The sequence below is a fragment of the Streptomyces sp. NBC_01012 genome (assembly GCF_045162755.1).
Taxonomy (GTDB): Bacteria; Actinomycetota; Actinomycetes; order Streptomycetales; family Streptomycetaceae; genus Streptomyces.
This window is the reverse complement of the sequence record NZ_CP108688.1, coordinates 864051-876227: the sequence shown is the minus strand read 5'-3', so window position 1 is coordinate 876227 and position 12177 is coordinate 864051. Positions and strand designations below refer to the sequence as shown.

The 12177-nt window shown below is 67.6% G+C and carries 12 protein-coding genes and 2 pseudogenes; 9 read left to right on the top strand and 5 right to left on the bottom strand.

The features are described 5' to 3' along the window. Positions 1-508 precede the first annotated feature (508 nt). Positions 509-973: a hypothetical protein gene (locus OG623_RS03880; RefSeq protein ID WP_406144287.1), complete on the bottom strand. Its 465-nt coding sequence runs from the start codon at positions 971-973 to the stop codon at positions 509-511. A gap of 85 nt (positions 974-1058) precedes the next feature. On the opposite strand from OG623_RS03880, the gene OG623_RS03875 reads away from it, so the two are divergent. Both OG623_RS03875 and OG623_RS03870 read left to right on the top strand, forming a co-directional pair. Further along, the gene (locus OG623_RS03875; protein ID WP_406144285.1) at positions 1059-1223 is read left to right on the top strand and encodes a hypothetical protein; all 165 of its coding nucleotides are present in this window, start codon (positions 1059-1061) and stop codon (positions 1221-1223) included. A gap of 215 nt (positions 1224-1438) precedes the next feature. Then, positions 1439-2008: an IS5 family transposase gene (locus tag OG623_RS03870; protein WP_406144283.1), complete on the top strand. Its 570-nt coding sequence runs from the start codon at positions 1439-1441 to the stop codon at positions 2006-2008. Between the two features lie 66 nt (positions 2009-2074). Here OG623_RS03870 and OG623_RS03865 read toward each other — a convergent pair whose 3' ends face one another. Next, positions 2075-3586, bottom strand: coding sequence for an aldehyde dehydrogenase (NADP(+)) (locus OG623_RS03865; protein WP_406144282.1), 1512 nt, complete (start codon positions 3584-3586; stop codon positions 2075-2077). Next, the gene (locus tag OG623_RS03860) at positions 3583-4488 is read right to left on the bottom strand and encodes a dihydrodipicolinate synthase family protein (protein ID WP_406144280.1); all 906 of its coding nucleotides are present in this window, start codon (positions 4486-4488) and stop codon (positions 3583-3585) included. The genes OG623_RS03865 and OG623_RS03860 overlap by 4 nt, the downstream gene beginning before the upstream one ends. A gap of 431 nt (positions 4489-4919) precedes the next feature. Between OG623_RS03860 and OG623_RS03855 the strand changes: the two genes are divergently transcribed. The 6 genes and pseudogenes from OG623_RS03855 (at position 4920) to OG623_RS03830 (ending at position 10325) form a co-directional block, all read left to right on the top strand. Further along, positions 4920-6110 carry an enolase C-terminal domain-like protein gene (locus OG623_RS03855; RefSeq protein WP_406144279.1) on the top strand — a complete coding sequence of 397 codons (1191 nt, stop codon included), beginning with the start codon at positions 4920-4922 and terminating at the stop codon, positions 6108-6110. Positions 6111-6228: 118 nt separating this feature from the next. Beyond that, on the top strand, positions 6229-6921 hold the full coding sequence (locus tag OG623_RS03850; RefSeq protein ID WP_406151668.1) for a GntR family transcriptional regulator: 693 nt from the start codon (positions 6229-6231) through the stop codon (positions 6919-6921). Positions 6922-7213: 292 nt separating this feature from the next. After that, complete coding sequence (locus OG623_RS03845; RefSeq protein ID WP_406144278.1) at positions 7214-8602, top strand: MFS transporter; 1389 nt, start codon at positions 7214-7216, stop codon at positions 8600-8602. Positions 8603-8662: 60 nt separating this feature from the next. Further along, positions 8663-8950: pseudogene (locus OG623_RS03840) on the top strand (transposase); the annotation flags it as partial. A gap of 235 nt (positions 8951-9185) precedes the next feature. Beyond that, entirely contained in the window at positions 9186-9410 is a 225-nt protein-coding gene (locus tag OG623_RS03835; RefSeq protein WP_406144277.1) for a hypothetical protein, read from the top strand. Positions 9411-9537: 127 nt separating this feature from the next. Continuing rightward, positions 9538-10325 (top strand): IS5 family transposase gene (locus OG623_RS03830; RefSeq protein ID WP_406144275.1). Its coding sequence is split into 2 segments (ribosomal slippage): positions 9538-9889 and positions 9889-10325, totalling 789 coding nucleotides; the frame shifts between segments, so codons are not numbered across the junction. Between the two features lie 60 nt (positions 10326-10385). On the opposite strand, the pseudogene OG623_RS03825 reads toward OG623_RS03830, so the two are convergent. Further along, positions 10386-10898: pseudogene (locus OG623_RS03825) on the bottom strand (response regulator transcription factor); the annotation flags it as partial. Positions 10899-11152: 254 nt separating this feature from the next. Here OG623_RS03825 and OG623_RS03820 point away from each other — a divergent pair. Further along, positions 11153-11740: a hypothetical protein gene (locus OG623_RS03820; RefSeq protein ID WP_406151666.1), complete on the top strand. Its 588-nt coding sequence runs from the start codon at positions 11153-11155 to the stop codon at positions 11738-11740. A gap of 33 nt (positions 11741-11773) precedes the next feature. Here OG623_RS03820 and OG623_RS03815 read toward each other — a convergent pair whose 3' ends face one another. Beyond that, positions 11774-12103 (bottom strand): hypothetical protein, encoded by a 330-nt coding sequence (locus OG623_RS03815; protein WP_406152129.1) that lies wholly within the window; start codon positions 12101-12103, stop codon positions 11774-11776. Positions 12104-12177 lie beyond the last annotated feature (74 nt).

Sequence of the window (12177 nt, the reverse complement as noted above, 5' to 3'; positions counted from 1 at the left end):
GACTCCGCGCAGGGCGGCGCCCCGTGCGGGGCCATGCCCCGCATCAGCAGACGCGACTGAACCCGGAGGTTCCGGCCAGTTCGTACGTCACACCCGCGTACGGGCGAACCATGATGCGCACCACCGCACCAACCTGTCGGGCGCCCCACGGCGGGAACAGCCGAAGAAGCCCCGCCGGTCGGCGGGTCATCGCGCCATTCCTGTCAGAGCGTCCAAGAGCGTTTCCAGCGCTACGCCATGTCCCTGGACGGTCCTGAGGAGCATTTCGACGCCCCCACGGGAAGGGCCGTGCGCCCCAAGAAGACGCCTGTCCCGGGGAAAATCCCAGGTCAGGCACCTTCTTTCGTGCCGCTGGAAGAAGCCGAGCTTCTTCGGCGAGTAGCTCACCAGCAGGTTCTTCGTCTGCTGGTGGTACAGGCGCTGCACCCACGCTGACCAGGCCAGGTGGTATTGGTGCAGCCTTCGGTCGGGGACTGGTCCGGAAATGGTCCGGATCTTGTGCCCTCGGCTACCGGATTACCGTGGCGACCAGCACGTTGGCGCTGCTCGCCACATCCATTTGTGCAGGAGCTGCTACGTGTGGGTGGTTGGTGTCCGTGGAGTCGGTGGACCATTTCGGCGCGGCCACGCTGACGCCGTCGGTGGTGGACAGGCCCTGGAGCTCCTGCAGGAGCTTCATGCCGGCCTCGAACATGTTGTGGCCGCGCGGCGCGGGCAGGAGCAGGTCGCGCAGCTGTGTGTAGGCGGCCGGGTCCTTGGTGCTGTTGCCGATCCATGCGGTCAGCGGGGAGATGACCTCGGGGGCGGTCGTGGGCGAGCTGAGCAATTCGTGCACGGCTCGGGGCGTGTCGATGCCCGGCATGGGCAGCAGTTGCGGGCTGCCGTCGCCCTCGGCGGTCATCAGCGCGAGAAACGCGAGAGAGCCGCTGCGCGGGGAGCTCTTGTCGGCCTGCCAGGCGCTGACCTCGTCCACCAGATACTTGGGTGGTGGCGGGCTGGCCTGCTAAGTCCTCGAAGACACTGAGCACGTGCCCCCGCACCGCAGGCGCTTTGGCCGTGTGCGCGACGAGCCGCAGGCGGACCATGGCGCGCCGGGCGTGCGGGGCGGCGATGGTGGTGTCCTGCGGGATGTGCTGGCACCCAGCACGACCACGGTGGGCGCGTATCTGTCCGCCCCCGCCCACCGGTACAGCGCTTCCCAGGCTCTGTTGGGTGTCTCCTGATCTTGTGTCTGGATGACCTGTGGGAACGTGTGGCTCCGCTGCTGCCGGCTCGTGCGCCGCGGCGGCACCGCTACTCCCGGGCGGTTGCCGGCCGATGACCGTGCTGCTCCGCGGGGCATCGTTTACGTGCTTCGCAAGAGTGTGAGCTTGGCGGGACGTACCCGCTGAGGTCGTCGGGTGCAGTGGGGTGACGGCCCGGCGCCGTCTGCGGGAGTGTGGCCACGCCCGCACGAAGTCCTGCTGGCAGAACTTCGCAGAGACGGACCAGTGGAGGTGGACGACGCGGCGATCGATGCCTCGCACGCCAGAGGCCTCAAAGGAGGGCTCACACCGGACCTTCGCCGGTTGACCGAGCGCGGCCTGGCAGCAAGCACCACCTCATCGTCGATCGGAACGGAACTCCGCTCGCCATCTCTCTGACCAGCGGAGACCGCCACGACGTCACCCAGCTCATGCCCTTGCTGGACGCGATGCCCCGCATTCGTGGCCTGTGCAGCCGACCACGGCACCGACCTCGACGGCTGTTCGCCGACCGCGGCTACGACTTCGACAAGTACCGCCGTCTCATCCGGGCTCGCGGCATCACGCCCAAGATCGCCCGACGTGGCGCCCCGCATGGTTCCGGCCTGGGCAAGACTCGATGGGTTGTCGAGCGGACCTTTGCCTGGCTCCATTGGTTCAAACGGCTCCGCATCCGCTACGAGACACGCGCCGACCTTCACCTCGGACTCCTCCAACTCGCGTGCAGCATCATCTGCTTGAGACGGCTCAAAACCTCATTCTGAAACGATCAGTTAGCGCGGTGGGATGTCGACTCGGGACAAGACACACCTCACAGGCCAGACGCTCAGTTAAGGTCGCGGAAGCTGCAGAAGGCCGTCGACCCGGCGGGGCGCCGTGCGCGTGTCTTCCCTCAACTCGGGTGGCAGGAGGTGGGCGGGGCTGTTCTGCCAGGACAGGGGCCGAAGGAAGCGGCGCAGGCCGGCCGGTCCGACGGATGTGTGCTGGTTGTCGGTGGCCGGCCAGGGCCCGCCGTGCTGCTGTGCCCAGGTCACGGCTACCCCGGTGGGATAGCCGTCGAAGAGCACTCGGCCGCATCGGGCGGCGAGTACCGAGGCGGCGGAGTCGCGCACCGGGTCGTCGCCGGTGGCGCCGTGGACGGTGCCGACCAGGGCCCCGGGCAACTGCTCGATCACCGAGTTGAGCGTCTCAGGGTGATAGCGGACGAGGAGAGCCACTGGACCGAAGACCTCGTCCACCTGTGAGGGGTCGAATTGCTCGGAGTCCAGGACCGCCACCGCCGGCGGGGCACGGAAACCTTCGCCGCTCTCTGCTTGTGCCAGGGTGAGCTGGGTTGTCGGCGCGAGCCGGCCGAGGCTGTCGTGGTACGAGCCGGCGATTCCCTTGTTGAGCAGGGCGGGGATCGGGGAGGCGGCCGTCCGGCTGCGTACGGCTGAGACGAGTTCGTCCCCGGTGTGCCCTTCGGGCACGAAGACGAGGCCGGGCTTGGTGCAGAACTGGCCGCCGCCCAGGGTGAAGGAGTCGACGAGACCGTGGGCGATCTCGGTGCCCCGCTCGTCGGCGGCGCGGGGTGTGATGACCAGAGGGTTCACGCCGCCGAGCTCGCCATAGAAGGGGATCGGTACGGGGCGGGTGGCGATCGCCGCTTTCAGTGCCGCCGCTCCGGTGTGGCCTCCGGTGAAGGCGACGGCCGTGATCCGCGGATCGGTGACCAGGGTCCGGCCGGCCTCGGTGCCGTGGATCAGGGACAGTGTTCCTGCGGGTGCGCCGTGCGCATCCGCTGCCTCGCGGAGGATGCGCCCGCACAGTGCCGAGGTGAGGGGGTGGCTACTGTGTGCCTTGACGACCACCGCGCAGCCGGCGGCGAGCGCGGACGCCGTGTCGCCGCCGGGCACGGAGAAGGCGAGAGGGAAGTTGCTGGCGCCGAAGACCGCCACCGGACCCAGGGGAACGAGCATCCGGCGCAGGTCCGGGCGGGGGCCCATCGGGGTGCCGGCCGCGTGGTCGACCGTGGCTTCGAGGTAGCCGCCCTCGTCGACGACGTCGGCGAGCAGCCGCAGTTGGTAGGTGGTGCGGGTCAGTTCGCCTTCCAGGCGTCCGCTTCCGAGGGCTGTCTCCTGATCGGCGATCGCCACGATCTCGGACGCTTCGGCATCGAGTGCCGCGGCCATCCGGCGCAGCAGCGCGCTGCGGAAGGGCCTGCCGAGTGCGGCCAGTTCGGCAGTGGCCTGCGCCGCCTGCGCACAGGCTGCGGCCACTTCCTCGTCCGTGCTCTTCTGCAGCGCGGTCGCGGTGACGACGCCGGTGCTCGGGTTGGCCGTAGTGATCGTTTCGCTGCTCACTTGACACCCCAGGACTGCAGAATCGTGGTGACCCTTTCACGGATTTGCGGCGTCGGCGGGGCGGACGGCGGCCGGACCCGGGAGCTGCCGAGATCGATCTGGTGGAGGGCCTCCTTGATGACGCTGACGTTGTCCGCGTTGTTGCGGGCCAGCCGTAGTTCCTCGAACTCCCGCACGCTGTCCCATATCTTCATGGCGGTGTCGTAGTCCCCGCCGGTCAGGGCCCTGTGCATGCCGGTCGACAGGTGCGGAGCGATGCTGGCGAGACCGGAGGTGAAGCCGCGTGCGCCGACAGCCGCATAGCCGGGTGCGGACAGCTCGGCCAGGCCTGCGATCCAGGTGAACCGTTCGAGACCGGCCTGGCGTGCCACGACGGCGAAGGCGGCGGTGTCCGGCAGGGCGTACTTGACCGCGACGACGTTCGGGCAGGTGTCGGCCAGTGCCTCGAACTGGTCAGGGCCGACGGCCGTGTTCTTGACGTAGGGCACCACCCCTAGGTCGGGGACGGCGGCGGCGATGCTGCGGTGGTATTCGACCCACCCTTCGGCCGACAGGTAGGGGTGCACGGGCTGGTGCACCATGATCGCTTCGGCGCCGCGATCGCGGGCGAAGCGGGCGTCGTCGATCGCGGTGGCGACGTCGAAGCCGACTCCCGCCAACAGCAGGGCGCGTCCGGTGGAACCGGCGGCCACCACCTCCAGGACGGTGCGGCGCTCGGCCGGTGTCAGGCAGTAGAACTCGCCGGTGTTGCCGTTCACGGTCACCACACCGACCTCGCCCTCGACCAGGCGCGCAACGACGCGTTCGAGAGTGGAACGGTCCACCTCGTCTTCGTCGGTGAAGGGCGTCGGCGTGATCGCGACGACCGTGGCCAGTCGGGACCGCAGTGCCGAGAGGTCCATGTTCTCCTCCAATCCAGGGGCGACTCAACCCCTTGTTTTCATATACGAGATATGAAAACTAGGCCGCAATATACGATCGGTCAAGGCTCCGCCGGGCGTCGAACATCGGATTAACTGCCTGAAACGGGCATCTGGCATGGCGCGACTGCCGCCCTTGTTCGCGTTGTATGCGCCGTCACTCCAGGTCCGCTGACAGGATCGACACGTCGAGCGAATTCACGTATATGCAGCTCAGGGCGATTTTCTGGCTGCCGGAGGAGCGCCCGGTGGGACCCGCAGCCGACTCTCGCCGTCATCTTGCTCTCACGTAAGTCTTGACGTCCCGGTTGCCGCTGCTTAAGTTCGACGAGTCATATACCAGATATCTACTGCGGTTCGGTTGTGGTGCAGGGTGAGGACGGCCGGCACCACCCAGAACGGAGAGGGCAACCATGTCGCTCGTCGATAAGGTCGAGATCATCCAGTTCAACGAGGAGGAGCCCGACTACGTCCGGGACTTCTCCTCGGAGGACCGTGCGGGGTCGTGGTACTACACACCCGGCAGCGTCGGGTTGCGCGGCCACCTGATGGTGCGCGTGCACACCGACGACGGTCTGACGGGTGAGTACGCCTACCACGCGACAGCGAGCGCCGCCGCGGTCCAGGCCGTCGACGTGGCACGGGTGCTGGTCGGACGCCCCTGGCAGCACCGCGAGCGGCTGTACCGCACCGCCCGGCGCATGGCTCGCCCCATGCACAACTACGGCTTGTCCTTCGTGGACAACGCCCTGTGGGACCTGACGGGCAAGGCTTACGGTGCCTCCTTGACCGAGCTGCTCGGCGGCTGGCGGGACCACGTGCCCGCCTACGCCTCGACGGTGAATGCCGACCGGTCGGGAAGTCTCTCCTCGAGCGAGCAGGTTGTCGAATTCTTCGCCGAGCTGCAGCGTGCGGGCTGGACCGGGTTCAAGATGCACAGCTGGCACGAGGGGGACAAGTGGGAGGAGGCCCGCAACGTCGCCCGCATGCGCGAGACCCTGGGGGAGCGGGCCGAGCTCATGCTCGACCCCGCCTGCGTCTTCGACTCGCTCAGTGACGCGATCTTCGTCGGAAAGGCGTGCCAGGAGGCGGGCTTCCGCTGGTACGAGGACCCGTTGCGCCCGATCGGAATCGGCGCCCACCAGCACAAGCAGCTGCGCGATGCCCTGGAGATTCCCATCCTCCAGACTGAACACGTGCCCGGCCCCGAGGCCAAGGCGGACTTCCTGCTGGCCGGCGGCACGGACCTGCTCCGGGTGGACGCGCACTACGACCTCGGGGTCACCGGCTCCCTCACCACGATGAAGTTCGCGCAGTCACTCGGCGTGGGTGTCGAGGTCCACGGCCCGAGCCCCATCCATCGGCACCTGGTCGCCTCGATGCAGGGCACGTCGTTCTACGAGGTCGCGAACGTCTCGCCGCACCACCCCAACCCGTCGCCGCGCATCTACACCTGCGGCTACACCGATGACTGGACGAGCATCGGCGAGGACGGCACGCTCCCGGTCCCCTCCGGTCCTGGCGTAGGCGTCAGCTACGACCAGGAACTGATCAACAAGCTGGCCGTCAAGACCTGGACCGTCACCACCGACGGCGTCAGCTGAACAGACATCCAGCCGATTGACCGGGGCGGTCAGCGGTCTCTAGGATCATATCTGATACGTGAGAGGAGACTCGGTGAGCAACCGCCGCACGGCAGATGAGGTGTCCACGCCCGTCGAGCTGACCCTCGACCATGTCGATCCCACGGCCAACCGTACCGAGCAGGCGGCATCCGTCATCCGGCGCGCCATCCTGACCGGTCGGCTGCGCCCCGGTCAGCCCGTCGTCGAGTCCGACATCGCAGCGTCGCTGGGCATGTCGAAGACCCCGATCCGCGAGGCCCTCAAAACACTCGCCGGGTCCGGACTCGTCGTGCTGAGCGCCTACCGCGGCGCCAGAGTCAGGGCCATGGGCAGCGCGGCGGCCACGGCCGTGTACGACATGCGTATCCTCCTCGAACCCGAAGGTGTACGCCGATCCGTGCGCAACGGCGGGGACCTCACTCTGGCCCGCCGCTCGCTCGACCTGGCTGCCGCGGCCGGCGCGACCGGCGACACGGCGGAAATGAGCCTGCACAACCGCGAGTTCCATCGGGCCCTGTACATGGCCTGCGGAAACCCGATCCTCGTCAGGACCCTCGACGAGCTGAGGGATCAGGCGGCCCTGGTCGGCGTGTCCGGCTGGCGCTCGGCAGGGGGCTCCTCTGACGAGGCGGACGAGCACGAGGGGATCCTGGCAGCCGCGCTCGAAGGCGACGCGAACCGCGCCGCGCAGCTGCTCGCCGCTCATGTCTCCGGCTTCATCACCCGCGTCCTGCCCGCCCTCGACGGACGGATCGACCCGGCGGGGCCTACCGCGGACCGCTCACACTGAGCACTCCCGCCATCCTTTCCCAGGTGGCACGCACATAGCGGTGCGCACTCACAAGCACATCAGCTGAATACGCACAATTCCCAAGGGACCGGCACCTTCCTCCGCCCTCCCTCGGCCATGCCCAGCGACCTCGACTGACGCATGTCCGCCGCGAGGCGGAGTTGGCCGCGAACGCTCAAGAGGCCTCGCACCACGGACCACCCAGCTCCGCGTCGCCGCTCTTCCCCTTCCCCCGCCAGGCGCCGCTCGGCAGCACTGGCCTCTGCCCCCTTCTCGCCCCGAGGCAGGTGCAATGAAGCACACGTCCACAGCAGCAACCAATCCGCCGGCTCTTGACGCCGCGACGAAGAAGGCCTTCCGGCGGCTTGTTCCGCTGGTCATGCTGATGTTCGTCGTGAACTACATCGACAGAGTCAACATCGGCTTCGCGAAAGACGCCCTGGAGGCGGACTCAGGAATCGGCGCCGGAGCCTACGGTCTCGGTGCAGGCCTCTTCTTCGTCACCTACGCGATCTTCGAGATCCCGAGCAACATCCTGCTCGAACGCTACGGCGCCAAGTTCTGGCTCACCCGCATCATGATGAGCTGGGGACTGGTCTCGGCGCTGATGATGTTCGCGCACAACGAGGCCATCTTCTACACCCTGCGCATGGCCCTGGGGGCCGCCGAGGCCGGATTCTTCGCCGGCGTCATCTTCTACTTCACGCAGTGGTTCCCCAACGCCATCCGCGGCCGGGCCAACGCCGCGCTCTACTCCGCCTCGGCCATCGCCGCGGTCATCGCAGGGCCGCTCTCCGGCGCCCTGCTGAGCATGCACGACACCCTCGGGCTGCGCGGCTGGCAGTGGATGTTCCTGATCGAGGGCCTCGCCGCCATCGCCGTCGGCGCCCTGGTCTGGTCCCGGCTGGAATCCCGCCCGGCCGACGCCGACTGGCTCTCGACCGAGGAGAAGATGGCGCTGCTCGACCGGCTCGCCGCCGAGGAAGCCGAACGGGCGGCCGCCGTCAGGAGCAAGGCCCCCTCACGCTGGTCGATGCTGCGCGACCCGCAGATGCTGCTCTTCTGCTTCGTCTACTTCGCCGCCCAACTCGCCCAGTACTCGGTCACCTTCTGGCTGCCGGACTTCGTACGTGACATCGGCGGTCTGAGCGAGTTCATGATCGGCCTGATCTCGGTGATCCCGTTCTCCGTCGCGTTCTTCGCGATCCTGGCCGCAGGACATCTCTCGGATCGCACCGGACTGCGCCGCACCGTACTGGGCGCCGGGTTTCTGCTGGCGGCCCTCGGACTGACGGTGGCCGCACTCGCCTCGCCGGTCCTTGCGGTCGTTATGCTGATCGTCGCCACGACTGGTTTCAAGGTCGCGGCCTCGTCGTTCTTCGCCATCCCGCAGCAGTACCTGGTCGGTGCGATGGTGGCGCCGGGTATTGCGTTGATCAACTCGATCGGCAACCTCGGAGGATTCGTCGCCCCGACGCTTCTCGGGCAGGTGCAAGAGCGCACGGGCAGCGTCAGCGGGGGACTGCTGATCGTGGCGGGGATATGCCTGGCGGCACTCGCCGGATGTGTGCTTATGCGCTACCGGAACGGCAAGCCGGACGACCGCGAGGAGGTCTCCACCCAGCGCGCGGACTCCACCCCGCCGCCGACCGAGCCCCGCAGCGTCCGGCCCAGTGTCTGATCAGAAACGTTGAATCGCCCCGGCCCGAATGGAGACTCGATTTCATGAAAGGAACGAGTCATGGCACGACCTTCCCGTTACCCTCTTGAGCTCCGCCGCCGTGCGGTGTGCATGGTCGCCGAGGTGTACGGTGACCACCCGAACGAGACGGCCGCTCTGCAGGTGGTCACCGATAGGCTCGGCATCGGCTCCCGCGAGACGCTGCGGAACTGGGTGAAGCAGTATGAGATCGATGCGGGGACGCGTTCGGGGGCGACGAGGGAGGAATCGGCCCAGCTCAAGGCGTTGAAGCAGGAGAAAGCCGAGCTGAAGCGAGCGAACGGGATCCTGAAGGCGGCGGCGAGTTTCTTCGCGTCAATGCTGTCGTTGGAGACGTCGCCCCGGTGACGGTGCGACACGGACAGATGCCGATGGGTTGGCTTTTTTCTTTGCTGCCACGTCAGTTGAGGGCTTTTCGGCGATGTGCCGCCCCGTCGGTGTCTTCGTTCTTCGCGATGTGGCCTTAGAAGCGTGCTGCTCGCCCGATTGAGGCGTGCCCCCGCGGAGGCGATGACACTTCGTCCGACTCCCGTTGGAGCATCCCGTGATCGTGGTCGGTATCGACTCCCACAAGAAGACCCACACCCTGGTCGCGGTGGACCAGGTCGGAAAGCGCCTGACGCAGCTGACCGTGGACGCCACCGCCGAGTGGACCGACTGGTATGTCCACCGCCGCCTGCACGGTGAGATAGGGCACATCCCACCCGCCGAGTACGAGGCCAACCACTACAAGGAATCCACAAAACCCCAGGTCAAGACCACAATCTGAGCTCTCTACCGAACCCAGGACGGTTCAAGGTCAGGCGCCTTCGCTTGTGCTCTTGCAGCGGCTAGCACAATGAGGTGGATCGCTCCTGTTGGCCGTGTCCGCGTCAGGGGTTGGGCGTTGTCCGGGCATGGGGACTTCGCCGTGGATCGTGTCGGATGACCTTTGGGAGCGGATAGAGCCGCTGCTGCCGTGCAGGGAACGTCGGTTTCGGCACCCTGGACGGAAGCCGCTGCCGGACCGGCAGGTGCTGTGCGGCATCCTTTTCGTGCTGCACACCGGCATCCAGTGGGAGTACCTGCCAAAGGAGTTGGGCTTCGGGTCTGGCATGACGTGCTGGCGTCGGCTGCAGGTCTGGAACGAGGTCGGCGTGTGGGAGCAGCTGCACGAAGTGCTGCTGGTCGAGCTCAACGCGGCGGCCCGTCTCGACTGGTCGCGTGCGGTGGTCGACTCCAGTCACGTGCGCGCCATAAAAGGGGGAGCCGGACGGGACCGAGTCGGGTCGATCGTGGCAGAACCGGATCGAAACACCACTTGATCAGCGACGGACACGGCGCACCGCTCGCCGTGATCCTCACGGGCGGCAACCGCAACGACGTCACCCAGCTCATGCCGCTGATCGACGCCATCCCACCTGTCAGGGGCCGGGTCGGGCATCCGCGACGCAAGCCGGACTCACTCTTCGCCGACCGCGGGTACGACCACGACATCTATCGCGACCAGGTCCACCAGCGCCGCATCGTCCCTGCCATCGCCCGCCGCGGCACCTACCGCTGGGTCGTCGAACGCAGCTTCGCCTGGCCCCACGGCTTCAAACGCCTCCGCATCCCCTGGGAACGACGAGCCGACATCCACGAAGCCTTCCGCGAACTCGCCTGCTGCCTCATCACCCACCGACAGATCAACTCATTGCGTTAGCCGCTGTTATAGCGGCGAACGAAAAGCACCCGGTGGGAACGTCCTAGCCCTGCACTCTTACAGTCCTTCGCCGAGCAGGCCCAGCACTTCGCGTTCGCGACCGGTCAGCCCGGCCAGGCGGCTGCGCGCCTCCTCGCCGCGCACGGCTGCGGCGGGGGATGCGAGGACGTCCACCACGTGGCGGGTGACGCCCGGGGACAGGCAGGCGTTGCCGTCCGCCGCCGCGCGGACTGCGTGGATCAGCTCCTGCGGGGCGGTGTCCTTCAGCAGGAATCCCGCGCTGCCGTGACCGAGCGCCCGCAGGACGTTGTCGCGTTCCCCGAATGTCGTCAGGATCAGCGCCCGTACTCCCGGCGCGGCACGGCCCAGTTCGGCCAGCGCGGTCAGACCGTCCATCACGGGCATCTGGATGTCCAGCAGGGCCACGTCGATCGCGGTGCACCGGGCGGTGTCCACCGCCTCCCGGCCGTCCCGTGCCTCGGCGACGACCTCGATGTCCTCGGCGGAGGTGAGGATCATTCTGATGCCTGCTCTGATGAGCGGTTCGTCGTCGGCTATGAGAACCCGGATCATACGGTCTCCTGCGCGGGATCGGTGTGACAGGCGGACAACAGGCCGGCTCATCATGCCCAAGCCGGTCGGGAGCGTGGTCACGGACTTCCGGTCAGGGGCGTCCGGGAGGCGGGGGCTCCTGGGAACCCTGTTCTCTTTCGTCGTTACGGGTGACGACTTATGGAGACTGTCGCAGGGCGGGCGGTCCGGTGATGATGGCTCCGCCGGACGCGCTCGGCGGCGGCACAGGGAACGACGGCTTCGGGAGCGGAACAGTGGACAGTGCGGGACAGTGGACCGGCAGACGCTTCATCGTCCGGCAGGAGAACCGTCTCAAGGCCGGCCGTTACACGGTGAGGAAGCTGATGCCGGACGGCTCGGAGGGCGAGGTCCTGGCCCGCACCGAGGTGAAGCATTTCTCGATCGAGGAGAAGATCACCTTCCACTCAGGCGTGTCCGGAACCCGCGTGCTGTTCACCATCGAGGAGCGCGGCGCCGGTGATGGCTACGACGTGCGGGACGCGGAGGGCAACCTTGTCGGCGGTTTCGAGGAGGAGGTCGTCGCCTCACTGGTGCGTTCGACCTGGGTGCTGGACCAGCCCGGATTCCCGGCCGCCGTCGGTCGGGAGCGTAACCGGTTCGTGGCCGTGCTCCGCCGCGTCTGGGACTTCCTGCCGCTGGACCTGGTGCCGTTCCTGTGGCCGTACCACTTCGACTTCGAGACCGGGGGCAAGCAGGTGCTGAAGGTGGACAGGAAGTGGGGGCCGCGGGACCTTTACGTGGTCGACATCCTCACCCCCGGACTGGACCCCCGCCTGGTCGTCGCCCAGGCCGTGGCCCTGGACACGTTCCAGGACCGTTGACCCGAAGGGACCGGGCCTGTCCGCCTAGCTTAGCTAGCACTCGATGATGTTCACCGCGAGGCCGCCGCGCGCCGTCTCCTTGTACTTGACGCTCATGTCCGCGCCCTGGCGCGCTATGCCCTTGACTTGCATGTTCGAGGGCGTCCGAGGGGCGATCCGCGTCCGCAGGGACTTCTCGGGGACTTTCGGCCGGGAAGAGTCCCGCAGCCAGGTGTCCATCGCGGTGAGCCCTCGCTGCCCCGCGCCGGGCATGGGGTCTTCCCAGGCCGGGCCGAGCGACTCGACGTCCTGCCGTGGCGGCCGACGCTCCAAGGTCGCAGCTGCGAAATCCGTCTCCTGCGACGGGGAGTCGACCAACGCCACCGCTGTCGAGCGGATGCATAGCCGAAGAGCCAGTTGCATGAGGAGGGCGGACCACTGGAACATGGGACCGATCA

Bases quoted from the DNA above. Each gene is read 5' to 3' on its own strand.
- OG623_RS03860 (WP_406144280.1), bottom strand. From the start codon at position 4,488: ATGGACCTCTCGGCACTGCGGTCCCGACTGGCCACGGTCGTCGCGATC.
- OG623_RS03855 (WP_406144279.1), top strand. From the start codon at position 4,920: ATGTCGCTCGTCGATAAGGTCGAGATCATCCAGTTCAACGAGGAGGAG.
- OG623_RS03845 (WP_406144278.1), top strand. From the start codon at position 7,214: ATGAAGCACACGTCCACAGCAGCAACCAATCCGCCGGCTCTTGACGCC.